Annotated in this window: 22 protein-coding genes; 11 read left to right on the top strand and 11 right to left on the bottom strand. The window is 58.7% G+C overall.

The genetic code is table 11. The annotated features are described in order from the left end of the window. The first annotated feature begins 40 nt into the window (after positions 1 to 40). Positions 41 to 5,584 carry a calcium-binding protein gene (locus AB4N74_RS01460; RefSeq protein WP_460098030.1) on the top strand — a complete coding sequence of 1,848 codons (5,544 nt, stop codon included), beginning with the start codon at positions 41 to 43 and terminating at the stop codon, positions 5,582 to 5,584. Positions 5,585 to 5,652: 68 nt separating this feature from the next. On the opposite strand, the gene AB4N74_RS01465 is transcribed toward AB4N74_RS01460, so the two are convergent. After that, a complete protein-coding gene (locus tag AB4N74_RS01465; protein WP_460098031.1) occupies positions 5,653 to 6,765 on the bottom strand; it encodes an enoyl-CoA hydratase/isomerase family protein in 1,113 nt (370 codons plus the stop codon). 132 nt (positions 6,766 to 6,897) lie between these two features. Between AB4N74_RS01465 and ung the strand changes: the two genes are divergently transcribed. Further along, on the top strand, positions 6,898 to 7,590 hold the full coding sequence (gene ung, locus AB4N74_RS01470) for a uracil-DNA glycosylase (protein WP_460098032.1): 693 nt from the start codon (positions 6,898 to 6,900) through the stop codon (positions 7,588 to 7,590). 64 nt (positions 7,591 to 7,654) lie between these two features. Here the strand turns inward: ung and AB4N74_RS01475 are convergent, their stop codons facing one another. From AB4N74_RS01475 to AB4N74_RS01495, 5 genes are read right to left on the bottom strand one after another with little or no spacing between them, the layout of a single operon-like run. Continuing rightward, positions 7,655 to 8,689, bottom strand: coding sequence for an AbrB family transcriptional regulator (locus AB4N74_RS01475; RefSeq protein WP_038358335.1), 1,035 nt, complete (start codon positions 8,687 to 8,689; stop codon positions 7,655 to 7,657). Next, entirely contained in the window at positions 8,682 to 10,196 is a 1,515-nt protein-coding gene (locus AB4N74_RS01480; RefSeq protein ID WP_016984709.1) for a tripartite tricarboxylate transporter permease, read from the bottom strand. Before AB4N74_RS01480 ends, AB4N74_RS01475 begins: the two co-directional genes overlap by 8 nt. Before the next feature lies 1 nt (position 10,197). Then, positions 10,198 to 10,656 (bottom strand): tripartite tricarboxylate transporter TctB family protein, encoded by a 459-nt coding sequence (locus AB4N74_RS01485; RefSeq protein ID WP_016984708.1) that lies wholly within the window; start codon positions 10,654 to 10,656, stop codon positions 10,198 to 10,200. Positions 10,657 to 10,712: 56 nt separating this feature from the next. Then, on the bottom strand, positions 10,713 to 11,690 hold the full coding sequence (locus AB4N74_RS01490; RefSeq protein WP_016984707.1) for a Bug family tripartite tricarboxylate transporter substrate binding protein: 978 nt from the start codon (positions 11,688 to 11,690) through the stop codon (positions 10,713 to 10,715). Between the two features lie 53 nt (positions 11,691 to 11,743). Then, on the bottom strand, positions 11,744 to 13,036 hold the full coding sequence (locus AB4N74_RS01495) for an OprD family porin (protein WP_460098033.1): 1,293 nt from the start codon (positions 13,034 to 13,036) through the stop codon (positions 11,744 to 11,746). A 236-nt stretch (positions 13,037 to 13,272) separates the two neighbouring features. On the opposite strand from AB4N74_RS01495, the gene AB4N74_RS01500 reads away from it, so the two are divergent. Beyond that, a complete protein-coding gene (locus AB4N74_RS01500; RefSeq protein WP_007911422.1) occupies positions 13,273 to 13,944 on the top strand; it encodes a response regulator in 672 nt (223 codons plus the stop codon). Continuing rightward, positions 13,937 to 15,322, top strand: a complete 1,386-nt coding sequence (locus AB4N74_RS01505; RefSeq protein WP_093438385.1) for a sensor histidine kinase — start codon at positions 13,937 to 13,939, stop codon at positions 15,320 to 15,322. Before AB4N74_RS01500 ends, AB4N74_RS01505 begins: the two co-directional genes overlap by 8 nt. 105 nt (positions 15,323 to 15,427) lie before the next feature. Here AB4N74_RS01505 and AB4N74_RS01510 read toward each other — a convergent pair whose 3' ends face one another. Beyond that, complete coding sequence (locus tag AB4N74_RS01510) at positions 15,428 to 16,249, bottom strand: HDOD domain-containing protein (protein WP_093438380.1); 822 nt, start codon at positions 16,247 to 16,249, stop codon at positions 15,428 to 15,430. A 35-nt stretch (positions 16,250 to 16,284) separates the two neighbouring features. Further along, a complete protein-coding gene (ygfZ, locus tag AB4N74_RS01515) occupies positions 16,285 to 17,226 on the bottom strand; it encodes a CAF17-like 4Fe-4S cluster assembly/insertion protein YgfZ (protein ID WP_093438376.1) in 942 nt (313 codons plus the stop codon). A 150-nt stretch (positions 17,227 to 17,376) separates the two neighbouring features. On the opposite strand from ygfZ, the gene AB4N74_RS01520 reads away from it, so the two are divergent. Together AB4N74_RS01520 and AB4N74_RS01525 are read left to right on the top strand one after the other, a co-directional pair. Beyond that, positions 17,377 to 17,631, top strand: a complete 255-nt coding sequence (locus tag AB4N74_RS01520) for an FAD assembly factor SdhE (protein WP_093438371.1) — start codon at positions 17,377 to 17,379, stop codon at positions 17,629 to 17,631. Continuing rightward, positions 17,615 to 18,067: a protein YgfX gene (locus AB4N74_RS01525; RefSeq protein WP_093438367.1), complete on the top strand. Its 453-nt coding sequence runs from the start codon at positions 17,615 to 17,617 to the stop codon at positions 18,065 to 18,067. Before AB4N74_RS01520 ends, AB4N74_RS01525 begins: the two co-directional genes overlap by 17 nt. Here AB4N74_RS01525 and nadB read toward each other — a convergent pair. Next, positions 18,036 to 19,652, bottom strand: coding sequence for an L-aspartate oxidase (nadB, locus tag AB4N74_RS01530; RefSeq protein WP_099758256.1), 1,617 nt, complete (start codon positions 19,650 to 19,652; stop codon positions 18,036 to 18,038). The two genes, AB4N74_RS01525 and nadB, sit on opposite strands and share 32 nt — an antisense overlap. 558 nt (positions 19,653 to 20,210) lie before the next feature. Here nadB and rpoE point away from each other — a divergent pair. The 3 genes from rpoE to AB4N74_RS01545 are packed head-to-tail and all read left to right on the top strand — an operon-like array spanning position 20,211 to position 22,384. After that, complete coding sequence (rpoE, locus tag AB4N74_RS01535; RefSeq protein WP_003172477.1) at positions 20,211 to 20,792, top strand: RNA polymerase sigma factor RpoE; 582 nt, start codon at positions 20,211 to 20,213, stop codon at positions 20,790 to 20,792. Between the two features lie 30 nt (positions 20,793 to 20,822). Further along, positions 20,823 to 21,410, top strand: a complete 588-nt coding sequence (locus AB4N74_RS01540) for a sigma-E factor negative regulatory protein (protein ID WP_034153146.1) — start codon at positions 20,823 to 20,825, stop codon at positions 21,408 to 21,410. Positions 21,411 to 21,418: 8 nt separating this feature from the next. Beyond that, complete coding sequence (locus tag AB4N74_RS01545; protein WP_257357378.1) at positions 21,419 to 22,384, top strand: MucB/RseB C-terminal domain-containing protein; 966 nt, start codon at positions 21,419 to 21,421, stop codon at positions 22,382 to 22,384. Between the two features lie 14 nt (positions 22,385 to 22,398). Here the strand turns inward: AB4N74_RS01545 and AB4N74_RS01550 are convergent, their stop codons facing one another. Beyond that, positions 22,399 to 22,560, bottom strand: a complete 162-nt coding sequence (locus AB4N74_RS01550) for a hypothetical protein (protein ID WP_175559653.1) — start codon at positions 22,558 to 22,560, stop codon at positions 22,399 to 22,401. 34 nt (positions 22,561 to 22,594) lie between these two features. Between AB4N74_RS01550 and AB4N74_RS01555 the strand changes: the two genes are divergently transcribed. Further along, entirely contained in the window at positions 22,595 to 24,028 is a 1,434-nt protein-coding gene (locus AB4N74_RS01555) for a DegQ family serine endoprotease (protein ID WP_160056548.1), read from the top strand. 82 nt (positions 24,029 to 24,110) lie between these two features. Here AB4N74_RS01555 and AB4N74_RS01560 read toward each other — a convergent pair whose 3' ends face one another. Next, positions 24,111 to 25,544, bottom strand: coding sequence for a M48 family metalloprotease (locus AB4N74_RS01560; RefSeq protein WP_034153149.1), 1,434 nt, complete (start codon positions 25,542 to 25,544; stop codon positions 24,111 to 24,113). Positions 25,545 to 25,642: 98 nt separating this feature from the next. Between AB4N74_RS01560 and AB4N74_RS01565 the strand changes: the two genes are divergently transcribed. Continuing rightward, complete coding sequence (locus tag AB4N74_RS01565) at positions 25,643 to 25,882, top strand: sulfurtransferase TusA family protein (RefSeq protein WP_007911399.1); 240 nt, start codon at positions 25,643 to 25,645, stop codon at positions 25,880 to 25,882. The last annotated feature ends 12 nt before the right edge of the window (positions 25,883 to 25,894 follow it).

Raw genomic sequence — 25,894 nt, forward strand, 5'->3', positions numbered from 1 at the left:
GTGATTATCTTTCACACGCTGTTATTACAAGGAAGTAACGATGAGTTATGTATTTAGCGATATGGAAAAAACAGAAATCTTTAATTCGGCCAATATTTGCGAAGGGATGAGGCTGCGCTCAGAAGAGCTTCAGTACGAAGCGCTGGAGTTGGCTGGGGCTGGCTGCGCTCCGCTGTATCAAAAGCTGTTTGATATTATCGATGGAAGAGTTTCTGAAATTTTAGCTGTTGATGAAGAGACTGCAAAAGTTCTGAAAAGCGCCAGGCTCTGGCTTGCCGTGGCCATTGATGCCAACGGGGGAAACGGTGCCTACTCCGCCCTGATTCGCGGCTACACCTCGCGTCAAGGCGAATTGAGACTGAATAAAATCTTCAGTGAAGACCTGATGCAACTGTCATCCAATCAGGTCGCCGTCAATTTCATCAATACCCTGATCGACGGATCCCTCGCTGATCGATTGGCACCCTGGACGGTTCCATCCATCAGCCAGATCGCAGAAATCGATGCCAGCGCGATTGGCGAGGCTCTGTTTAGTAAGGTTTGCGGGGAGGACGATACAGCCGTGAAACGCAATGCCGGTTGGTCGGGGACTGTCGGGTTCAGCCTGTTGGGTGGAGCGCCGCCCTATGAAACCTGGAGATTGATCTCTGCGGGTGATGCGCAAGGGGAAGATGGCGGCCCGCCGACTCAAACAAAAGCCAACAGGCTCGATGACTATAAAAATATTCTGTTCGCCATCGATTCCTACAGTGTCGGCCTGCGAGCGGCGATCAGCAATTTCGGCGTCAATCCATTGCAAAGTCTGCTTTCCGTCGTGCCAGAGCAAATCAATATCGCGCTCGCCAGTGGCAGCCTCAATCCGCTGATTCAGCATGTAGTGAAAGGCACGCCGGTTTCCGTCGTGGTCGACCTGATATTGCGCTATGGCCAGAACGAATTCCTCGACATGTTCAAGCGCACCTACGACGGCGATTCAGCAGCGCCAGCTACCACCGATGAAACCTTCGCCACCAACGCTTACGCATTCTTCTCGGCATTTTCACCGGAGCAGTCCCAAAGCATCGTCACCCGAGCAATAGGTGAATACGGAAACGCCAATTCATGGGCAAAACTGGCTGGCGAGTCGACATCCATCGGCCTGGCGCTGCGCAATTCCTTGAAGCAACTCAGTGAAATCGTCATCGAACGCGATGACGGTTACCCCGCACGCGGACTGGAACTCTACGATCCGCTGACCGGCGAAGGTTTCATCACCGCGCAATGGCTTGCCGATCGTGCGCAGATGTTGGCCCGGTTGATTGCCCGAACCCAGGGCTCGTTTGGAGAACACTCGCTGCAGAAGTTTTCCTACTCCGATCTCGCCTCAGCCAAACAGGCGCCGATGACCACCGGTGTGTTGAATCCGCTGGTCATGTTCGGCGATGACGGTGCGCGGTCTTTCGCGGGCGGTGCGAACACTGATCATCTGTATGGCGGCGCGGGCAATGACACGATCAACGGACTGGCAGGTCACGATGTCATCGAGGGTGGACGCGGCAACGACTTGCTTGGCGGAGGCGACGGCAATGATGCGTTGCACGGAATGGCCGGTGATGATGTTCTGGTCGGAGGAAAGGGTAACGACTCTTTGAGCGGTGGCGAAGGCAGCGACCGCTATGAGTTTTCCAGCGGTGATGGCATTGATGAGATCTTCGACGCCAACGCCAATGGGCAGCTGTGGATCAACGGTTCGCCGATTCCTTCACTCAAACGCCGAGCCCCTTTGAGCAATATCTGGTCGACCGAGGATCAGGCCATCACCCTGACCCTCATCGAAGAACTCACTGAACCCACCCTCAACATCAAATATGGCCTGAACGACCTCGTCGTTATCAAGAACTTCCGCCCCGGGATGCTTGGCATCCGACTTCCTGAACACCAAGACCATACGATCTCTGCTCCCGATCTGGTTCTCCAGGGCGACTGGAAAGCGAAAGATATCGACCCCAATGTTCCCGGTGATCAGTTCTCATACGATGAGTTGGGCAACGCCTTGCTATTGCCCAACGTAAAACAGAGAAACAAGGCCGATGTGCTCTACGGCTCTGCAAAAGACGACATCATTCTCGGACTTGGTGGATCAGACCGATTGTTCGGCAAGGACGGAAACGATCAGTTGTTTGGGGATAAACAGACGACGCTCGAAAAAGCCATGGCCGCTGGCGACTCTAAAGGGAAAGCCGCTCGAGGCGATTGGCTTGATGGCGGGGCAGGTCACGATTTGCTCATCGGTACGGCATCCCAGGACGTGCTTCTGGGCGGTAACGATCGGGATACGCTGATTGGAGGTGCGGGAGATGACGTTTTATCAGGGGATGAAACGACGGGCGCGCTGGAGCAGAAATGGGGATTCAAACGCGTCGACGTTCTTATAGACGGTGGTGTCACCAGTCACCGAACTGTCTTTTCAAAGGCCTCCTTTAATAGTTCGACGCAGGGAGATAACGATGTTCTCTACGGCCAGGGCGGTCGCGATGTTCTCAATGGCGGATGGGGCGAGGATCTGCTTGATGGCGGAACTGAAGATGATCTTCTTGGAGGGGATGGCGGGGATGACACGCTGGCCGGAGGAAGCGGTAACGACACGATAATGGGAGACAACCTCGATTGGGGCGGGGGACTGCAAAGCAAACACCATGGCAACGATGTATTGGACGGTGGCAGTGGCGATGATTGGCTCGCTGGTAACGGTGGAGCCGATGCGATTTATGGTGGCTCTGGCAATGACACTCTCCACGGGGATGACGATGTACTGAACGGCGTTGCCGGTGACGCCGCCCACTTTTTTGGAAATGACCTGCTCGACGGTGGTGCGGGAGACGACACACTTTTGGGGGGCGGGGCGGATGATCTGCTGTTCGGAGGTGAAGGTAACGACGCGCTGGCCGGGGACAATGCTGAGCATCCGGTTCGTTATCACGGCAATGATTTACTTGATGGTGGAGCGGGCGATGACACACTTCAGGGAATGGGTGGTTCCGATACCCTGATCGGTGGGGCAGGAGCTGACGCGCTGGATGGCGATGTGTCCAACCTGCAGTCAGGTGGAATCAACAATGATTACCTTCAAGGCGATGAAGGAAACGATACCCTTTTGGGCGGCTTGGGCGCCGACACGCTTTATGGCGGCGCTGATGATGACATTTTATCCGGCGACTACGCGCAGACAGCCGAAGCCGAACATGGCGCAGATTATCTGGACGGTGGTTCAGGCAACGATACCTTGCTGGGCGGTGGTGGCAACGACACGTTGTTGGGCAGGGAGGGTGTAGACCACCTTCGTGGCGATTCCGGCAATAACGTTTTTGATGGCGGGGCCGGTAACGACGTGCTGGAAGGCCATGACGGTGCTGATGTTTACTATTTCGGGGTGGGTGATGGTCTTGACGTTATCACCGATTCAGGTGGCAGCAATGTCATCAAGTTCGGTGCCGGGTTCTCTGCGAAAAGTTTGAAAGCCGACATTATTGATGTTTCCGTAGGCCGGGTATTGCGGCTGTTCAATGGCGCGGGCGACGCGATACTCATCAAGAGTCACGAGCAGTGGAAGGATTCCACATTCAGTTTCAGCGATGGCGTTGTACTTGGTTATGAGGATGTCCTGCGCAAAACATTGCCGCCGATAAAGGTGCCCGAGTCACCTGTACCGGAAGTTGTAACCGCCACAGGAATCCAGCAAAGCAAAGTTGATGACCCGGTTCTGCCAGACGATGTAACCATCGCGGCGCAACGCCCTGTGGCATCTGATCACTCCGTTGACTGGACTGAAAAATTCCTCGCGCAAATCAAATCCAGACGCTCCGCCCGCAAACACGCCACAGGTTTCACCTTGAGTGATCAAGGCGTCTGGGTTCGCAGTCATATCACGACTAGCGACACCGGTTACATCACTCACACCGAGCTGAGCGATGACAGCGTAGAAGCGGGAACACTGTCTGAAACGCCGTCATGGATGAAGGTTGATGCAGGGCATGCCGTGGTCAGTGAAAGGCAGTCGAAAACCACAACTCGTGTCGAACATAAACAGGTGAAAGCCGATGGGACGATAGCCTCTTCACGTCAAGCGCCTCGCTATTATCGATCCGGCTCGGCCACCGGCTTTTCATTCAATACGGGAGATGTATTGGTTGAAGACCGTAAGGAATCCGGCGCGCTTGAGGGCTGGTACATCTATCCGGCAGCAAGCTTCGGTTCGGGGGAAACGGTGCCCAAGGCGTTTCGCTGGGATGTCACAATTGAAACGATCAAACGCAAAATCGTCCCAGGCGACGATGCCGGCGGGCGAGTCAACGTCGAAGTGGAAAACGTTTTCCACGGCGGCGCGGGAGACGATCTGATTGTCGCCTATGCAGGCTCCCCACTTGACTACGGCACTGTCGGCGACAGAAAACCGGGCGCGTTTTTATCCGCAGGTGCAGGTGACGATACCTTGCTGGGCTCCGAGGGCGCCGACTATCTGGTCAGTGGGGCAGGGGATAATTGGCTTTACGGTGAAGACGGTGCCGATACCTACATCGTGCAAGCGCACGCCGGAGCAACTACCACGATTGCGGATGTGCCGAACCCTGTTTTCCACCGAGCAGAAGTTGGCGCAGCGGGGTGGAAAGACGAGTACGGATTGATCGATCAGGACACTGTCGTCCTTCCAGCAGATGCGCAGTGCGATGCACTGCAATTGAGCTGGGGTGCTGCGCTGATAGAAACCACACATGTCGAACTGGAACCCAACCCAGGTCGCGGGGCACACCGCAATCCGCCAAGAGCGAAAATGCTCCATCCGACACTCGATATCAATTGGGGTGGGATACAGAAAGTTCGCATCGTCTTGCCCCTCAATGGTGAACTCGAGGGGGCCGGGATTGAGCTCTTGAATTTCGCCGATGGGTCGGTCGTGAGTTTGAAACAACTCTTGGAGTCAAGTCAGCTAGGCCCTGCGCCCGAGACTTTTCATACGGGTGTAACCGTTAACAATTCAACGCGTTTTACGTCTCTGCGAGACGGACGGGCGCTGCCGTTAGTCGGTGGTCGAGGCAACGACACGATAAGCGGCGCGGGGGAAATCCGAGGCATGGAAGGGGATGACGTGCTCACGGGCAGCCCCGGTGATGATCTGCTGTTGGGTGGGCCGGGCAATGACACGCTAACCGGCGGCGCCGGAAATGATATCTACCGATACGATGGCCTCGGCAGGGACGTGATCATCAATCGCGGAGACGGCCTTGACGGGATCGACTTTTCCGAACGCAGGCTGACGATCGACAACTTGAAGTTTCACCGTGAGCGCGATGATCTGGTGATCGTGGTGGATTACGGCATGGCACCGAAAATCCGGGTTTCCAATCATTTTGCCGCAGGCGAAAGCGCTATCGGCTTCATAAGAGTCAGCGAAGGAACAGCGACTCAAGACTACAGCGCGATGCAGATTGCTGAACGTCTGCATCCTCTTCCGCCATTGAGGGATGTCGAAGACATTTTGATAAAGGGCGACGAAGAAGCGCAGCGGGCGATGACGGAGATCATTCAGTTTTACGAGCTGAATGTCTGAGTCTTATGGCGACCGATTGAGGCAGCTCGCGATGGGGATCCAGTCGTCATCGCGAGCATCGCGTCAGTTCAATACTGCGTCAGATCCGCCAACGGATGTCGGCCCTCCCAAACCTTGTGAAAGTGCGCCTCGACCACTGCATCCGGCACGTGATTGACGTCCGGCCAATGCCAGTGCGGCTTCTGATCCTTGTCGATCAACCGCGCGCGAACCCCTTCGCTGAATTCCGGATGCCGGCAGCAATTGAGACTCAGGGTGTATTCCATCTGAAAGACTTCGGCCAGCGACATATGGCGGGCGCGGATGATCTGTTCCCAGACCAGATGCGCGGTCAGTGGCGAGCCTTCGCTCATGGTTTTCGCTGCCCGCGCGATCAACGGATCGATGCTGTCGCGTTGCAGGCTGATGGCTTTCCAGGCGCAGGTCACGTCGCTGACGTCGAGCAGTTCGTCGATCTGCTGACGACGTGGCAACCACTGTGCCTCGGGCATCTGCGCCACGGCTTCCTGCTGCAGGGCCTTGAGCAGACTGTTGAGTTGCATGTCGGTCTGTTCCTGCCAATTCAGTTGCAGCAGGCCTTCGATCAGTTGCGGCTGTTGTTCGTCAAGCAGGAAGCGATCAGCCAGATCCAGATCGATCGCATCACGACTGTTCATGTGCGCACCGGTCAGGCCCAGAAACAAACCGAGTTTGCCCGGCAGCCGCGCGAGAAACCAACTGGCGCCGACGTCCGGATACAGACCAATGGTGATTTCCGGCATGGCCAAACGGCTGCTCGGTGTGACGATCCGCGTACTCGCGCCTTGCAACAGGCCCATGCCGCCGCCGAGCACATAGCCATGGCCCCAACAGATCAACGGTTTCGGATAGGTGTGCAGGCTGTAATCCAGGCGATATTCCGCGCTGAAAAACTGCGCAGCCAGCGGCGGGACTTCGCCGGGATGGGCGCGACAGGCCTCGACCAGGCTGCGCACCTCGCCGCCGGCGCAGAAGGCCTTGGCGCCGTTACCGCGCAGCAGCACACAGACGATTTGTGGATCCTTGGCCCAGGCGTTCAACTTGTCGCTGAGGGCGTTGATCATCGGCAGGGACAGCGCGTTCAGCGATTTTTCAGCATCCAGGCTGGCGATACCGATGCGGGCGCCGTCGGTGCCGGTGAGTTCTTCGAAGTGCAGATTCATCGTGACCTCGATCGGGAATTTGAACGATCAGTATGATCGTTGTGTGGGAAAGTGCCGGATCTGCATCAGATCAATTGACAAGCGTGATCGGCTTTCCTAGGGTTTGCCCCATTGTTTTTGCCGGGTATGACCATGACTGCTGACGACCGTATCAAACTCGAACCGAGCTGGAAGGAGGCACTGCGTGCTGAGTTCGACCAGCCTTACATGGCAGAGTTGCGCCAGTTTCTGCAGCAGGAGCGGGCGGCCGGCAAGGAAATCTATCCGCCGGGACCGATGATTTTCAACGCGCTGAACTCGACGCCGCTGGATAAAGTGAAGGTGGTGATCCTCGGCCAGGACCCGTATCACGGCCCGGGCCAGGCCCACGGCTTGTGCTTTTCGGTGCAACCGGGCGTGCCGGCGCCGCCGTCGCTGGTCAACATCTATAAAGAGTTGAAGCGCGACCTGAACATCGATATTCCCAATCACGGCTACCTGCAGAGCTGGGCCGATCAGGGCGTGTTGATGATCAACACCACCATGACCGTCGAACGTGCCAACGCCAATGCGCATAAAGACAAGGGCTGGCAGTTCTTCACTGATCGGATCATCGAGCTGGTCAGCGACCGCCAGCCGCATCTGGTGTTCATGCTTTGGGGCGCGCACGCGCAGAGCAAGCAGAAGCTGATCGACGCGACCAAGCATCTGGTGCTGACGTCGGTGCATCCGTCACCATTGTCGGCATATCGCGGGTTCTTGGGTTGTGGACACTTCAGCCGGACCAACAAGTTTCTCGAGCAGAATGGCGAGACGCCGATCGAGTGGCGTTTGCCGCCGATTTGATCGGTTGGCTGAGCGGGCCCCTTCGCGAGCTTGCTCGCGAAGAAGGCAACTCGGTCTTGCAGACTTACTCGGGATTACGATTCCAGTACTTGAACAACGGCTCCGCCAGAAACAGCACAAACAGCAACCGCATCACCTGCATCGCCGTCACCAACGGCACCGACAATTGCAGCGTCTCTGCCGTCAGACTCATCTCGGCAATCCCGCCGGGCATCATGCCCAGCGTCAGCGAACGCAGATCCAGATGGGTCAAAGCACTCAACCCCAACGCCGCCAGTGTCGCAATCAACATGGTCAACGCTGTGCCGATCAACGTCCGCCCCATGAATGAAGGTGCACGGCGGAAAAACTGCCGATTGAAGTGACAACCCAGACCGCTGCCAATCAGCCATTGGCCAATCTGACTGCCGCCATTGGGCAAACCAATGTGCAAATCCCAGCCAATGCTCACCGCCGCACTCACCAGCAACGGCCCGAACAGCCACGGATTGGGTTGGCGCAGACGCTGCCAGAGCCACGCAAGCAAACCGCCCGCCGGAAACAGAATCGCCAGCCAGCGCCAATCGACGCTGCCAGCGTGGGAAATCGGTGTGCCGTCGCCGAGCAAATATTTGAACGCCGCCGGCACACACAGCACCACCACCAGCACCCGCAAACTTTGCCCCGCCGCGACGTGGCTGAGCATCGCGCCGTTGCGGGCGCCGAGGTTGACCATCTCCCCGGAACCGCCCGGCATGCTCGAGAAAAACGCCGTGGCGCGGTCCTCGCCGGTGCGGCGCATCAGCCACACGCCGACTACCGCCGAGACACTGGTGACCAGTGCGCCGAAGAAGATCAAACCGAAATGACTGAGCACCTGCTCCATCACCACCGGGGTGAAGTGCAGGCCAATCCCGATGCCGACGATCCACTGACCGCACTTGCGGCCGCCAGGGATTTCCGTCAGTTGCCACGGGGTCAGGCAGCGCACGAGGATGATCGCCAGCAACGAGCCGACCATCCACGGCAGTGGCCAGCCGATCTGGCTGGCGAGGTAACCGCCAAGCAGACCGACCAGCGGGGTTCCCCACCAGGATTTCAGTGAAGCACGATCAAACATCGGCAATGGCGCGACGCGCGACCGAACGTTTGCGCCAGATGCGGATGATCGGCATCAGCAGCATGATCGCCGTCAGCACCCAGACACCGAGGGTGATCGGGCTCGACCAGAGGATTTCCAGCGCACCGTTGGAAATCGACAGGGCGCGACGCAGGTTCTGCTCCATCAACTCGCCGAGGATGAAGCCCAACAGCAGCGGCGACAGCGGGAAGTCCAGCTTGCGCAGGATGTAACCGAAGATGCCGATACCGATCATCAGGAACAGGTCGAACGTAGTGGCGTGCACCGCGTAGACGCCGATCCCGGTGATGATCGCGATCACTGGCACCAGTGCCCAGTTCGGCACGGCAAGGATGCGGGTGAAGATGCGGATCATCGGGATGTTGAGGATTACCAGCATGATGTTGGCGATGAACAACGAGGCGATCAGGCCCCAGACGATGTCCGGTTGTTGCTGGAACAGCAGCGGGCCCGGGGTGATGTTGTACAGCGACAGAGCGCCGATCATCACCGCGGTGGTGCCCGAGCCGGGAACGCCGAGGGTCAGCATCGGCACCAGCGCACCGCAGGCTGCGCCGCCGATCGCGGTTTCCGGCGCGGCGAGGCCACGGGGGTCACCTTCACCGAACTTGCCGCTGGCGCCGGCCAGACGTTTTTCGGTCATATAGGCCACGGCACTGGCGAGGGTCGCGCCGGCACCCGGCAACACGCCCATGATGAAACCCAGCACGCCGCAACGGACGTTGACCACGAATACCGAGGCCGCTTCCTTGAAGTTGAACATCATCCGGCCGGTGGCTTTCACCGCTTCCTGGCCATGGTGGGTTTTTTCCAGCAGCAGGAGAATTTCGCTGATCGAGAACAGACCCAGCACCAACACGACGAACTGAATGCCGTCGGTCAGGTGAATGTTGTCGCCGGTGAAGCGGTACACACCGCTGTTGGCATCGATGCCGACCGTTGACAGGAACAGACCGATCAACGCGGCAATGAATGTTTTCAGCGGACGGTCACCGGCCATGCCGCCGAGACAGACGATCGCAAACACCATCAGCACAAAATATTCCGCGGGGCCAAAAGCAATCGCCCATTTCGCCAGCAACGGTGCGAAGAGGACCATGCCGCAGGTGGCAATGAACGCGCCTATGAACGAACTCCACGCCGACAGCGACAGCGCCACACCGGCAAGGCCTTTGCGGGCCATCGGGTAACCGTCGAGGGTGGTCATCACGGTGGAGGCTTCGCCTGGAATGTTCAGCAGGATCGAACTGATCCGGCCGCCGTATTCGCAGCCCAGGTACACCGCTGCCAGCAGGATCAGCGCCGACTCCGGTGGCAGGCCGAGGGCAAATGCGATCGGGATCAGCAATGCTACGCCGTTGATCGGGCCCAGGCCCGGCAACAGGCCGACGACGGTGCCGATCAGTGTGCCGCACAGCGCGGTCACCAGGTTGTACGGGCTCAGCGCGACGCCGAAACCCTGACCCAAATAGCCAAGAGTATCCATATCAGTTCTCCAGAACGCTGAGCAGGCCGAGAGGCAGCGGAACGTCCATCACACGGTCGAACAGCAGGTAAAGACCGATCGCCATCAGGCTGATGATCACCACACTCGGTAGCCAGCGGCCGCCGTACAGGCGAGCCATCGGAACGCCGGTGATGATGCTGGCGATGATGAAACCCAGTGGTTCGAACGTGCCGGCGAATACCAGCAGCAGGACGACGCAAGCGGCGATCTTGATCAGGGTTTCGCGATCCAGTGGCGGCTCGTCATCGCTGTGTTTGATCGGTGCCGGGCGGAACACCATGTACAGCAGCGCCGCGCCCATCAGGCCGAGCATCAGCAGAGGGAAGGCGCGCGGGCCCACCGGTTCGTAGGAAAAAGCCGCTTGGTACGGCCACGCCATCAGTGCCAGGCCGGCACAGACCAGCAACAGCACTGAGGCGAAAATGCGTTGAATAAGCATGGGAGCTCCTGTGCCGCGTCCCCGTCACCGGGAACGCAGCCGCTAGACAGAGGCGATCACTGGATCAGGCCGAACTCTTTGGCCAGCACTTTGTAGTCCGCCACCTGCTTCTTCACGTAGGTGTCCAGTTCCGGGCCGGTCATGGCGAACGGGAACAATTCACGCTGATCGCGCAGCTTGGCGAAATCCTCGGAGGCCAGCAGTTTGTCGAACGCGTCTTTCCACCAGGCGTAGTCTTCATCGCTGACTTTTGGCCCGAGGTAGAAGCCGCGCACCACTGGCCAGACAATGTCATAGCCTTGCTCGCGAGCGGTCGGGATGTCTTTCATTTCCGGCTCGTCGAGACGTTTGTCGGCGAACACCGCGAGCAGGCGCATGTCACCGCTCTGAATGTGCGGCATGGAGTCGGAGATGTCGGTACTGCCGACCTGAATGTGACCACCGAGCAGGGCGGTAGCGATTTCGCCGCCACCTTCAAGCGCAACATAACGCAGGTCACGCGGGTTGATCCCGGCAGCCTTGGCGATCAGTGCAGTTTGCATCCAGTCCTGGCTGCCGACGGTGCCGCCGGAGCCGATCACCACGGAGCTTGGATCTTTCTTCAACGCCTGAACGAGATCGTCGAGGGTCTTGTACGGCGAATCGCTCTTCACCGCGATGGCGCCGTAGCTGGTGCCAACCGCTGCCAGCCAGCGCACGTTGGTCTCATCGAAGCGACCGAACTTGCCCTGAGCCAGGTTCAACAGCGAACCGCTCGACCACGCCACCAGCGTGCCGGCATCGGCCGGACGTTGCGCGACCACGGCGTTGTACGCCACCGCGCCGACACCGCCGGGCATGTAGGTCACGCGCATCGGTTTGGTCAGCAGTTTCTGGTTGACCAAGGCGCTCTGCGCCAGTTTGCAGGTCAGGTCGAAACCACCGCCGGGGGAGGCCGGGGCGATACATTCCGGACGTTTCGGTTCGGCCATCAGTTGGCCGGCAAACAGGATGCAACTGGCGGCCAGTGCAACTTTACGCAGTGACAGGTTCATTCGATTCTCCACGGGCATTGTTGTTATTCGACGTGTTTTTCACTTACGGGCATTTACCAAAGTGCAACGCTATAGCTCACCAGCAAACGCACTTCGTCTGCATCGCGAGCCGAGTAGTTGGAGCGGTAAGTGGCATTACGCAAACGCACGGCGACATCCTTCAAGGCGCCGCTTTGTACTACATATTTGATCTCGGTGTTGCGTTCCCACTCTTTGCCTTCTTCACCGTTCTTGAGCTTGATGTTGTCACCGCTCAAGTAGCGGCTCATGAAGCTCAGGCCTGGAATGCCGAGTTTGGCGAAGTCGAAGTCGTAGCGAGCCTGCCAGGAACGTTCTTCAGCACCGGCGAAGTCGTTGATCTGCACGAAGTTGACCAGGTACGGGTCGCTGCCATCGACATAGGGGAAGGCGCTGTCGCCAGACATGTTCTGATAACCGGCGCTGAACTTGTGGCCGCTCAGCGCATAGCTGACCAGACCGTTGAGCGAGCGGTTGTCGATCTCGCCGCCGCGGGCTGCGCCCTGATCATCACTGACGGCGAAACGCAGATCAGTGGCAAACGTGCCGGGACCCATAGGTCGCGAGGCAACGAGGCCGAAGAAGTGCTGGTTGTAGACTTCGTCGAGTTGGGCGAAGTGGTAACTGCCGGTGATCTTGTCGGTGAATTTGTAGTCGACGCCGCCAAAATCGAAGTGCTTGCCAGCGGCGGTGCCGGCAAAACGGCTGTTCTTGTTGTTGAGGGCGATGTCCTCGAAATCGGTGCTGTCGCGATCCTTGGCTTTCTCCAGGCGGCCGCCGGTGAAGGTCAGGTTCTTGATCTCTTTGGAGGTCAGCAAGCCGCCTTCAAAGGTCTGCGGCAGGATGCGCCCGTCGTTCGGTTTGAGGATCGGCAGTTCAGGAATCAGGCTGCCGATTTTCAGCTCGGTGGCGGAAATTTTCACTTTGCCGGTCAGGCCGACTTTGGAGTATTCATCCGCCGCGCGTCCGTCATCATGGGTCGGCAGCAGGCCGGTACCGGTGCGGTCCGGGCTTGAATCAAGTTTTACCCCGAGCATGCCCAGCGCATCGACACCGAACCCGACGGTGCCGTCGGTGTAACCCGATTGCAGATTGAGCATGAATCCCTGAGCCCATTCGTCACGCTTGGACTGTTGAGCACTGGTGCCATCGCGAAAGTCGCGATTGAAATACATGTTGCGGGTTTCGAACGTGGCGCTGCTGTCGTCAATGAAGTCGGCAAAACTCAACGGCGAAAAACCGGCAAGGGCGGCGGCACTGGCGAGGGCGGTGTGACTGAAACGGGAAGGGCGAACAGGCGTGGAGGCCTGAGGCTGCATGGACGGCATGCGGGTATACTCCGTTTATTGTTCTTATTGGTCGAAAACGCTTCAAGGCGTTTTTCTTTACGCTGTGTGGCATCAGCGACGGCAGTTCGGACTGTCCGTTGGCCGACTCTAACCGGCTAACCTTTCACTAACCTTTCAGCTGACTTTCAAGGTTTTCGGGCTTCACAGCGGCGGCTGCGGCTGTAAACTCCGCGGCAAAGCGTGGCGTTGGCCATTCCTGAACGAGGTAAAAATCCATGCGTGTTCTGCTCGTCGAAGACCATCTGCAACTGGCCGAAAGCGTTGCACAGGCGCTCAAGAGCACCGGTCTGACCGTGGATGTGTTGCACGATGGCGTGGCTGCCGATCTGGCATTGGGCAGCGAGGAATACGCCGTGGCGATCCTCGATGTCGGCCTGCCGCGCATGGACGGTTTCGAGGTGCTCGCGCGTTTGCGCGCACGCGGCAAAAATCTGCCGGTGTTGATGCTAACGGCGCGCAGCGATGTGAAGGATCGCGTCCATGGCCTCAATCTGGGTGCCGACGATTACCTCGCCAAACCGTTCGAGCTGACTGAACTGGAAGCACGGGTCAAAGCTTTGCTGCGCCGCAGTGTCCTCGGTGGTGAACGCCAGCAGCGCTGCGGTGTGCTGGCCTACGACCTCGACACCCGGCGCTTCACTCTCGGCGAAGAGTTGCTGACGCTGACGTCCCGCGAACAAGCGGTGCTGGAAGCGCTGATCGCCCGGCCGGGACGGGTGATGAGCAAGGAGCAACTGGCGTCCCAGGTGTTCGGCCTCGACGAAGAGGCCAGCCCCGATGCCATCGAAATCTACGTACACCGCTTGCGCAAGAAACTCGACGGCCAACCGGTGGCGATCGTGACGTTCCGTGGTCTGGGTTATCTGCTGGAAAGCCGCGATGCATAAGCCCAGCAGCCTGCGCTGGCGTTTGCTGTGGAACCTCGCATTGCTGCTGGTGGTGCTGATGCTCGCCAGCGGTTTGAGCGCGTACTGGAATGGTCGCGAAGCCGCCGACACCGCGTATGACCGCACGTTGCTGGCCTCGGCGCGGACCATCGCTGCGGGCCTGTCGCAGCGTGACGGCACACTGAGCGCCGATGTGCCCTACGTCGCACTCGATACCTTCGCTTACGACAGCGCCGGGCGGATTTACTATCAGGTCAACGATATCCATCAGAAGCTGATTTCCGGCTACGAAAACCTCCCCGGCCCTCCACCGGGGACGCCGCGAACGGACAGTTATCCCGCGTTGGCGCGCTTCTACAACGCCACCTACAACGGTCAGAACGTACGCGTGGTCAGTCTGCTCAAGGCGGTGACGGAGCCGAACATGAATGGCATGGCGGAAATCCGCGTGGCCGAAACCGACGAAGCGCGGGTGAGCATGGCGCGCAGTCTGGCCGCCGATACCTTGCTGCGTTTGGGCATGCTGGCGATTGGCGCGTTGTTGCTGGTCTGGTTCGCGGTCAGTGCGGCACTGCGCCCATTGGAGCGCTTGCGCACGGCGGTGGAAGAGCGTCAGCCCGACGACTTGCGCCCGTTGCCATTGGTTGAAGTGCAACATGAACTGTGGCCGCTGGTGCGCGGGCTTAACCACTTCACCGAGCGCTTGCGTGGCCAGTTTGAGCGACAGGCGCAGTTCATTGCCGATGCCGCCCATGAGTTGCGTACGCCTTTGGCAGCGCTGAAGGCGCGGCTTGAGCTGGGCCTGCGTTCCAATGATGCCGAGGTCTGGCGTTCGACGCTGGAGTCCTCCGCACAAAGCACTGATCGCCTGACGCATCTGGCCAATCAGTTGCTGTCGCTGGCGCGGGTCGAAAACGGCGCCCGGGCGATTGCCGAGGGCGGCGCGCAGTTGCTCGATCTGAGTCAGTTGGCCCGAGAACTGGGCATGGCCATGGCGCCACTGGCGCACAAGCGCGGGGTGGCCCTGGCGCTCGAGGCGGACGAACCGGTGTGGCTGCGCGGTGAACCGACGTTGTTGAATGAGTTGCTGAGCAATCTGGTGGACAACGCTTTGGCGCACACGCCATCGGGCGGCAACGTGATTTTGCGGGTGACGGCGCCGGCGGTGCTGGAGGTTGAAGATGACGGCCCGGGGATTCCGCTGGAAGAGCGTGATCGGGTGTTCGAGCGTTTCTATCGGCGTAATCAGCAGGTGGCGGGTTCAGGCTTGGGCCTGGCGATTGTTGGCGAGATCTGCCGGGCGCATCTGGCGCAGATCACCTTGCATGATGGCGAGCAGGCGGGGTTGAAGGTGCGGGTCAGTTTTATCGCCGGCTGATTGTGGTGGTTTGCTGGCCCCTTCGCGAGCAAGCTCGCTCCCACTCTGGAATGCATTCCAATGTGGGAGCGAGCTTGCTCGCGAAGGTCGCGCCTCGGTTCCGGATCAATAAAACATCGTCCGCGACTCTTCCAGATCTTCACACAGCGCTTTGTTTTCCGGATCAATCCCAAGCTTTCTGAACGCCGGCACGCTCAGTGGATCAATCCGCGCAAACGGGTGGTCAGTGCCCTTGTGGCAATACAGGCTCGCCACCTGCACCAGATCGACATAGTCAATAGCAGTCGAGTCGCGCTTGAAGTCCTGATAGCGCCCCGGCAACTCCACCAATCGTTCCGGAAACTCCCACACGCGCAGCAACTTGTCGCCGAGCAACGGGTGAATATGGTCGATCACATGGTTGAGGCTGACCGGATCCGACAGCAGCTCATAATGATCTTCGGCGTAAGTCAGAATCGGCAGTACCCCGATCTGATGCACCAGCCCGCCAAGGGCTGCCTGATCGGGCTTGAGTTGCGTGTAGCGGCGGCACAACGCGTAACTGACCCCGGCAATTTCCAGGCTCTTGCGCCAGACTTCGCGCATTTTCTGTTCGACCACTTCCGAACGGGCGTGAAAGATCTGCTCCATCACCAGGCCGATGGCCAGGTTGCTGCTGTAATTGATGCCCAGCCGGGTGATGGCTGTGTGCAGGTCGGTGACTTCCTGCGCGGCGCGCAGCAGCGGGCTGTTGACCACTTTGATCAGGCGCGCCGACAGTGCCGTGTCACGGCCGATCACTTTGCTCAGGTCGCTGACGCTGATTTCCGGGTCTTCAGCGGCCTTGCGAATCTGCAGGGCCACTTCCGGCAACGTGGGCAGAACCAGGTCATCGTTATCGATGGCCGCAACCAAATCCTGTTGGACTTTTTCCGCCAGTTCGCTCATTTAAACTCTCTAGGGTGTTGCAACAAATGCTGCGATCAGCGCTGGATTTCGCGGTCGCGATCCAGTTCGTAAGGCAGGTCGAGCAGATGCAGCGCGGGACCTTCGAGGGTGCCCAGATGCAAATCACCGGCTTCGGCAGCTTCGGCCTGCAGCACCGCCAGGAGTTCAATGTTTTGTCCGGCCTTGGCGGCCAGCACCACTTCGCCGATGGCGCTGTTGTGGCTCGGCGCAAACAGTTGTGTGCCAGGTTCCGGCAAATCAGCAGCGTCCAGGCTCAAGCGGTACAGACGACGCTTGAGTTTGCCCAGGTACTGCATGCGCGCGACGATTTCCTGGCCGGTGTAGCAGCCTTTCTTGAAACTCACGCCGCCGACGGCCTGCAGGTTGAGCATCTGCGGGATGAACAGCTCGCGAGTGCTTGGCATGACCTGACCGATACCGGCGCGGATCTGGCCCAGAAGCCATTGATTCAGCTCGGCTTCAGGCAGGGCTTCGGACAATTTGGCTTTGATCGCGTCAGCCTGATCGGCCGGTGCCCAGAGTTCGGCGCGGTCGGGCGAGACGCGGATCGCGATCAGGTCATCGTGACGCACAACGCTGTCGGTTTCCGCCGGCAGGTCCAGACCAAGACCGATCAAGGCACTGTCGCCGTGCTCCAGGCCGAAGCGTACCCAGGCGGCGCTTTCGTCGGTCAGTTTCGATTTGGAGAACACCGCGTACTTTTTCAGGTCCGCCAGTTGCGGCTCCAGCAGCTCGCTGGCCATCGCCAGGACCACGCCGTCACCTTCGAGCAGAATGCGGAAGCTCGACTGCATCCGGCCTTTCTGTGTGCAACGAGCACCGAGGCTGGCGCGGCTGTCGCTCAGGTAATTGAGATTGCAGGTCAACTGGCCTTGCAGGAATTTTCCGGCATCCGCGCCGCGAACCGCGAGAACGCCTTCATGAGACAGGGTGCAGAAAAAAGCAGAATCGGCCATGGGTCTTCGCAGGGTAAATAGACTGGGGCACATCATAAGGGCGCGTTGGTGAAATGGGTAGTTGATAAAGGATCGGTGGTGCCCGACCAAAGCCGACTGTGCGACCCGCCTCGGCGCTGTATACTTGCCGCCAAATTTGAGGAGGGCTCCATGGTCGAACAAGTTGAACTGAATCGCCTCTTTTGGCACAGCCGTCGCGGCATGCTTGAGCTTGACGTGTTGCTGGTGCCGTTCGTGAAGGAGGTCTATGCAGACCTGAATCAGGTGGATCGCGATCTGTATGTCCGTCTGTTGACGTGTGAGGATCAGGACATGTTCGGTTGGTTCATGGAGCGCAGCGAGTCTGAAGATCCGGAGCTGCAGCGCATGGTTCGCATGATCCTGGACCGTGTCCAGCCCAAGTAACACGTTCGAATGCCGCTGGCATGCCTCACGGCAGTTGCTGGCGGCGTATCTGTTGGCCCAGGCGTTCGCACTGGGTTCGTTGTTCCTGCTTTCTATTCCACTCTGGGCAAGTTTGCTCGGGGCTTTTGGCTGTCTGCTTCATGGATATTGGGTGTTGCCTCGGCAGATTCTGCTAAATCACCCTCAGGCGTTTCGCGGATTGCGCCGGGACGCCGATGGCTGGCAGTTATGGAATCAGGCGGATGGCTGGCAAGCCGTGCAGTTGAGGCCGGACAGCCTGGCGCTGCCGTTGATCGTGGTGTTGCGTTTTCGTCTGCGTGGGGAATGGCGGGTCAGATCAATCTGTGTGCCACGGGACTCGCAGGCGGCGGATCTGCACCGGCGCCTGCGAGTGCGGCTCAAGTTCAGCCGGCGTAGGTGGGCGGCACCAGAATAGTGTCGAGTGCCTCAGGCAACAGGTCGGGATAGTCGAGGGTGTAATGCAGGCCGCGACTTTCCTTGCGCTCCATGGCTGAGCAAATCATCAGTTCGGCGACTTGTGCCAGGTTGCGCAGTTCGATCAGATCGCGACTGACCTTATAGTTGCTGTAGAACTCGTCGATTTCGTCCAGCAGCAGGCGCACACGGTGCTGCGCCCGTTGCAGGCGCTTGTTGGTGCGCACGATGCCGACGTAGTCCCACATGAACCGCCGCAGTTCATCCCAGTTGTGCGCGATGATCACGTCCTCGTCGGAGTCGGTGACCTGGCTGGCGTCCCAGACGGGCAGGGCGCTTGGCGCGGCGACATCGTCCAGTTGCGCGAGAATGTCCGCCGCCGCCGAACGGGCATAGACGAAACATTCCAGCAGCGAATTACTGGCCATGCGGTTGGCGCCATGCAGGCCGGTGAAGCTGGTTTCGCCGATGGCATACAGGCCCGGCACATCGGTGCGACCGTTCTGATCGACCATCACGCCGCCACAGGTGTAATGCGCGGCCGGCACGACCGGGATCGGCTGTTTGGTGATGTCGATGCCGAATCCCAGGCAGCGCTCATAAACAGTCGGGAAGTGACTTTTAATGAACGCTTCGGGTTTGTGGCTGATGTCGAGATACACGCAGTCAACGCCCAAACGCTTCATTTCATGGTCGATGGCCCGGGCGACGATGTCACGCGGTGCCAGCTCGGCGCGCTTGTCGAAGCGGGACATGAAGCGTTCGCCATTGGGCAGCTTCAAATGGGCGCCTTCGCCGCGCAGGGCTTCGGTGATCAGAAAACTCTTGGCCTGCGGGTGATACAGGCAGGTCGGGTGGAACTGGTTGAACTCCAGGTTCGCCACCCGGCAACCCGAACGCCAGGCCATGGCGATGCCGTCACCGCAGGCGCCGTCGGGGTTACTGGTATAGAGATAGACCTTGGCAGCACCGCCCGAGGCCAGAATCACGAAGCGTGCACCGTAGGTGTCGACTTCGCCAGTCTTGCGGTTGAGTACGTAGGCGCCGAGGCAGCGTTCGCCTTCCATGCCCAGGCGTCGTTCGGTGATCAGGTCGACGGCGACCCGCTGCTCCAGCAGTTCGATATTCGAACGCTCTTTGGCCTGGGCCAGGAGGGTTTTGAAGATGGCAGCGCCGGTGGCATCGGCCGCATGGATGATGCGGCGGTGACTGTGGCCACCTTCGCGGGTCAGGTGAAATTCGAATCCGCCGTCTTCAGTGCCGGACTGATCGTCGCGGGTGAAGGGCACGCCTTGGTCGATCAGCCACTGGATGGCCTCTCGGCTGTGCTCGACGGTGAAACGCACTGCGTCTTCGTGGCACAGACCGCCGCCGGCGTTCAGGGTGTCGTCGACGTGGGATTCGACAGTGTCGGTGTCATCCAGCACAGCTGCGACGCCGCCCTGGGCCCAATAGGTGGATCCGTTGGCGAGATCGCCTTTGCTCAATACGGCAATGCGCAAATGACCCGGCAGGGTCAGCGCGAGACTCAAACCGGCAGCACCGCTGCCAATGACCAGAACATCATGTTGGAATTGTTGGCTCATTACAGGATTCCGCTCAAAGCGACCCGGGTCGGGGGTGGTGCAGGACTGCCGGATCGGCGAGTCAAGACAGCCACACAGCCCACTAGTATATAGAGGGGGGGAGCGGCACAATAGCCGGGCCGATATGGCATTGTGAAACTACTGTGACCGAAAAAACCGTGTGCTTCGTCGGAAGTTTTTCTCACCCGTTTGGGGAAAAGACGACTGTATCGGTGCTGAAACAGCCTTTTTCTGCACAGGGTCGCCCAATGTCAGGTGGTGAAGGCTATAAATAATTGGAACTTTTGCCAAAGGCCCAAGATCAATAGTCGGTGCCAGAGATAAGGGACAGTGTCGGCTTCAGTGCGGAATCTGCGGTTGGATTCCTGCCGGCGAAACCGATGACAAGATTATTCGCGCAGCCGGTTTATCCCGAGCTGCGCTTTTCGTGCGTGCCAAATCAGAGCCCGCAGGAAACTTGCCTGGAGGGGGAGAACTTTTGCGAAAAGCCCGAGTCTATGTTTGCAAGTCTGGTCGTTTAGTTATGCAAGTCTCCTTCGGGCTTATCGAGGAGTGTTCATGCTAACCCAGGAAGAGGATCAGCAGCTGGTCGAGCGCGTTCAACGCGGCGACAAGCGAGCTTTCGATCTGTTGGTGCTGAAGTATCAGCACAAGATTCTCGGGTTGATCGTGCGTTTTGTGCACGACACCCATGAAGCCCAGGACGTGGCTCAGGAAGCCTTTATCAAGGCGTATCGAGCACTTGGAAACTTTCGCGGCGACAGTGCGTTTTATACGTGGCTGTACCGTATTGCCATTAACACGGCAAAGAATTACCTGGTTTCACGCGGCCGCCGGCCGCCGGATAGCGATGTAAGTTCCGAAGATGCAGAGTTCTACGATGGCGATCATGGCCTCAAGGATCTCGAGTCACCAGAACGTGCACTGCTGCGGGATGAGATCGAAGGCACTGTCCATCGAACCATTCAGCAACTGCCAGAGGATTTGCGTACTGCGTTAACTTTACGTGAATTCGATGGTCTGAGTTACGAGGACATTGCGAGCGTCATGCAATGTCCGGTGGGTACCGTGCGCTCCCGGATTTTCCGCGCCCGGGAGGCCATCGATAAAGCCCTGCAGCCGTTGTTGCAGGAAAACTGAGACAGCGGCGACAGCCAAGAGAGGAACGCCATGAGTCGTGAAGCCCTGCAGGAATCGCTGTCCGCAGTGATGGATAACGAAGCGGACGAACTGGAATTGCGTCGAGTGCTCAATGCACTGGATGATGTGGATACCCGTGAGACCTGGGCTCGTTACCAGATCGCTCGGGCAGCCATGCACAAGGATCTGCTGCTTCCACGTCTGGATATCGCTGCGGCAGTGTCTGCTGCACTGGAAGACGAAACGGCTCCGGCCAAAGTATCTCGCAGCCCATGGCGCAATCTTGGCCGTCTGGCTGTTGCAGCCTCGGTGACTGTTGCCGTTCTGGCCGGTGTTCGTCTGTACAACCAGGACGAAATCGCTGGTGTCGAACTGGCTCAGCAATCCAATCAGCCAACCCTGGCCACCCCACAGGTCAAAGGTCCGGCTGTTCTGGCAGGCTATAGTGAAAGTTCGGAAGCCACTGGCCCTATGGCCAACGGCGTACTGCAAGGTCAGCCAGGCTGGCATGATCAGCGTCTGCCAGGGTACTTGCGCCAGCACGCCCAACAGGCCGCACTGAAAGGCACTGAAAGCGCGTTGCCATACGCACGTGCAGCAAGTCTGGAAAACCGTTAAGGAGGATCATGCGCGCCATACCTCTACTTTCGCTTCTGCTCAGTGGCTGGTTCATAGTTCCAGCCCACGCTGATGAGGCCCAGGACTGGTTGACCCGTCTGGGCCAGGCCGAGCAGCAGCAAAGCTTTCACGGCACTTTCGTATACGAGCGTAACGGTAGCTTTTCTACCCATAACATCTGGCATCGCGTCCAGAATGGCCAGGTTCGCGAGCGTTTACTCCAGCTCGACGGTTCGGCGCAGGAAGTCGTGCGCATTGATGGACACACTCAATGCGTCAGCGGCACCCTGATTGCCGGTCTGGGGGATTCCCCCAACTCAGCCGCTCGTCCTCTCGATCCGCAAAAGCTGAAAAACTGGTATGACCTTGCCGTCATCGGCAATTCGCGCGTGGCTGGGCGAGACGCAGTGATTGTATCGCTGTCGCCTCGCGATCAGCATCGTTACGGTTTTGAATTGCATCTGGACAAGAAAACGGGTTTACCGCTGAAGTCGTTGCTGCTGAACGACAAGGGGCAGTTGCTCGAACGCTTCCAGTTCACCAGTCTCGATACTGACGAAGTCCCGTCGGACAAAGATTTGCAGGCTGATGCCGACTGTAAAGCGATAACGCTCGACAGCGACAAGGCTTCGGCGGTCAAGACCGCTCAGGTCTGGCATTCGGACTGGCTGCCGCCGGGTTTTGAACTGACCAGCAGCACCTCGCACAAGGACCCGGAAACCAAGACTCAGGTCAACAGTTTGCTGTACGACGACGGCTTGGCACGTTTTTCGGTTTTCCTTGAGCCTTTGAACGGCGCAACCGTCACTGACACCCGCACGCAACTGGGTCCAACCGTTGCCGTTTCACGTCGCCTGACAACGCCTGAAGGCGAGATGATGGTCACTGTGGTTGGTGAAATTCCAATTGGCACTGCCGAACGAATTGCTCTGTCGATGCGAAATACCGATGGCACTGCAACCAGTAAGCAGTGAGCTGATTTCAGTCATTACCACGTCTTCATCGAGACGTAGATGAAATGTTTGCTGAGCATTTTCATTTGCAAATACCCCGAAAATTTTTTATAGGTCAGAGCCTCACGGCTCTGGCCTTGTTTGTTGTTGCCGGAACAAAAATGCCGGTCGGTGGTTTCCGGCGTTCCTTGCTCCATATCGCTTAACCCTGCTCGTCGTAACGGGAGCTGTATGTCGATACCAAGTTTGAAATCCTATCTCTCCATTTTCGCCACTGTGCTGTTGCTCGGTCAGGTGGTGCCTGCGGCGCAAGCGGCCGATCTACCTGACTTCACCCAATTGGTCGAACAAGCTTCGCCAGCCGTGGTGAACATCAGTACCACGCAGAAACTGCCGGATCGCAAAGTGAACCAGCAGATGCCTGATCTGGAAGGCCTGCCGCCGATGCTGCGCGAGTTCTTCGAGCGCGGCATGCCGCCTCAGCAGCGTTCGCCGGGCGGTGGTGGTCGTCAGCGTGAAGCGCAGTCGCTGGGTTCGGGCTTCATTATCTCCCCGGATGGCTACATCCTGACCAATAACCACGTAATCGCCGATGCCGACGAGATCCTCGTCCGCCTCGCCGACCGCAGTGAAATGAAAGCCAAGCTGATCGGCACCGATCCACGCTCCGACGTGGCCTTGCTGAAAATCGAAGGCAAGGATCTGCCGGTGCTCAAACTCGGCAAATCCCAGGACTTGAAAGCCGGTCAGTGGGTCGTGGCAATCGGTTCGCCGTTTGGCTTCGACCATACCGTGACTCAAGGCATCGTCAGCGCCGTTGGCCGCAGCCTGCCGAACGAAAACTACGTGCCGTTCATTCAGACCGACGTGCCGATCAACCCGGGCAACTCCGGTGGTCCGCTGTTCAACCTGAACGGTGAAGTGGTCGGCATCAACTCGCAGATCTACACCCGTTCGGGTGGTTTCATGGGCGTGTCGTTCGCGATCCCGATCGACGTGGCAATGGATGTGTCCAACCAACTGAAGAGCGGCGGCAAGGTCAGCCGTGGCTGGCTCGGCGTGGTCATTCAGGAAGTGAACAAGGATCTGGCCGAGTCGTTCGGTCTGGATAAACCGGCCGGCGCGCTGGTTGCCCAGATTCAGGATGACGGCCCGGCAGCCAAGGGCGGCCTGCAAGTCGGCGACGTGATCCTGAGCATGAACGGTCAGCCGATCGTCATGTCTGCTGATCTGCCGCATCTGGTCGGCGCACTGAAAGCTGGCGCCAAAGCCAATCTGGAAGTGATTCGTGAAGGCAAGCGCAAGAATGTCGAGCTGACCGTTGGCGCGATCCCTGACGAAGACAAAGAGCTGGATGCACTGCCGAAGTCCGGCACTGAAAGCACCAGCAACCGCCTCGGTGTGTCGGTGGGCGAGCTGACCGCCGAGCAGAAGAAAACCTACGACCTCAAAGGTGGTGTGGTGATCAAGGAAGTGCAGGACGGTCCTGCGGCGCTGATTGGTCTGCAGCCAGGTGACGTGATCACGCACCTGAACAACCAAGCCATCGGCTCCACCAAGGAGTTCGGCGAGATCGCCAAGGCACTGCCGAAGAACCGTTCGGTGTCGATGCGCGTTCTGCGTCAAGGTCGTGCCAGCTTCATCACCTTCAAACTGGCTGAATAATCCAGCGCTAAGGTAAAAAAGAAACCGCCTCGAAAGAGGCGGTTTTTTTATGCCTGAAGCTTTTGTCTGGACGGCAGGAGGCTTAGCCCATCATGTCCTTGACCATCCGCTCCTGTTCCATCAGCTCACGCTGGCGGGCATCGATGCGTGAAGACAGCGGGAAGTTGCTGCCCGCCTTGCGCTTGGCAAAATCGAGTTGCTGGATCGCCTGGCGATAATCGCCAACCAGCGCGAAATACTCGGCCCGCGCCTGGTGCAGGCCAATGATGTTCCCCGACAAGCCACGGGTTTCGGCGACCTGATACCAGACATCCGGATCATCCGGGCGGGATTTGAGTAATGCTTCCAGCGCCTTCTCGGCATCCGGCGCGCGATTCTGTTTCAGCAGCAGATCCACTCGAACCTGATTCAGCGGATAGTTGCCCGGATATTGTGTAAGCATCCGGTCCACACGGGACTGTGCATCCGGCAAACGATTATTGGTGATGTCCAGATCGACTTGGGCAAGGTTGTAGATGATTTCGTTCGGCGATGTCGCCAGCAATTGCTTGAGATTCTCGCGCGCTTCATTCAACTGGCCACCCTTGATCTGCGCAATCGCCAGACCGTAGCGCGCCACATCGTTCTTCGGGTTTTCATCCAGCTGCGCACGGAAACGCTTGGCGCCCAGACCCGGGGTTTCTTCGTAGATCAACTGCACGCGCGCGCGGATCAATTGATAGCGCTTGGAGTCTTCAATGCCGCCCGGTTTGGCTTGTTCGGCGCGGTTGCGGGTGTCGGCAATACGCGATTCGGTCACCGGGTGAGTCAGCAGGAATTCCGGTGGCTTGGCGTCGAAACGGTATTGACGCATCAGGCGTTCGAACATGGTCGGCATCGAGCGCGGGTCATACCCGGCCTTTTCCAGATTGAGGATGCCGATGCGGTCGGCTTCCTGTTCGTTCTGCCGGGAGAACGTGCGCTGCGACTGAATCGCCGCTGCCTGCGTACCGGCGATGGTCGCAATACCAGCGTCACCGCCACCGGCTGCGGCGATGACGATCCCGGCCAGCAGCGCGGCCATCATCGGCACCTGCATTCGTTGCGATGCCTCGACGCCACGCGCAAAGTGGCGTTGCGACAAGTGCGCCAGTTCGTGCGCCAGTACCGAAGCGTATTCACCTTCGGTCTGCGCATTGAGGAACAAACCGCCGTTGACCCCGACCACGCCGCCCGGCGCCGCAAAGGCGTTGAGCTGCGGGCTGTTGATCAGAATGAATTCAAGACGTCGGTCAGTGACTTGACTGGTCTCCACCAGCTTATAGACGCTGGACTCGACGTAGTCCTTGAGCTGCGGATCGTTGAGCTGTGAAACCTGGCTGCGCAACATCGCCAGCCAAGCGCGGCCAAGCTGGTATTCCTGTTGCGGCGAGACAATGGCAGAACTGGCGTCGCCGAGTGACGGCAGATCGTCGGCAAAGCCTGGTGAGGCGAGCAGGCAAGCGAGCGTCAGCAGGGTAGGGCGCAGAAAAGTCATGCACAAAGCCTTAGAAGACAAAGACCTTACTGTAGCCGGACACCGAAGCTGCGACCAGATATTCTAGGCAGCTCGAAGACCTGAACCGGAGTGACGCAATGACTGACGCTGTAGCCCATGACGTGGAACTGGACGCCAGTGGCCTGAATTGTCCGTTGCCGTTGCTCAAGGCGAAAATGGAGCTGAACAAGCTTCAGAGTGGCGCCGTCCTCAAGGTGATCGCCACCGATGCGGGCTCGCAACGCGACTTTCGCACCTTTGCCAAATTGGCCGGTCATACGCTGCTGCGCGAAGAAGACGAAGCAGGTGTTTACCGTTACTGGTTGAAAAAGGCCTGAAATCGACAGCGT

Source organism: Pseudomonas sp. H3_C08 (assembly GCF_054669455.1).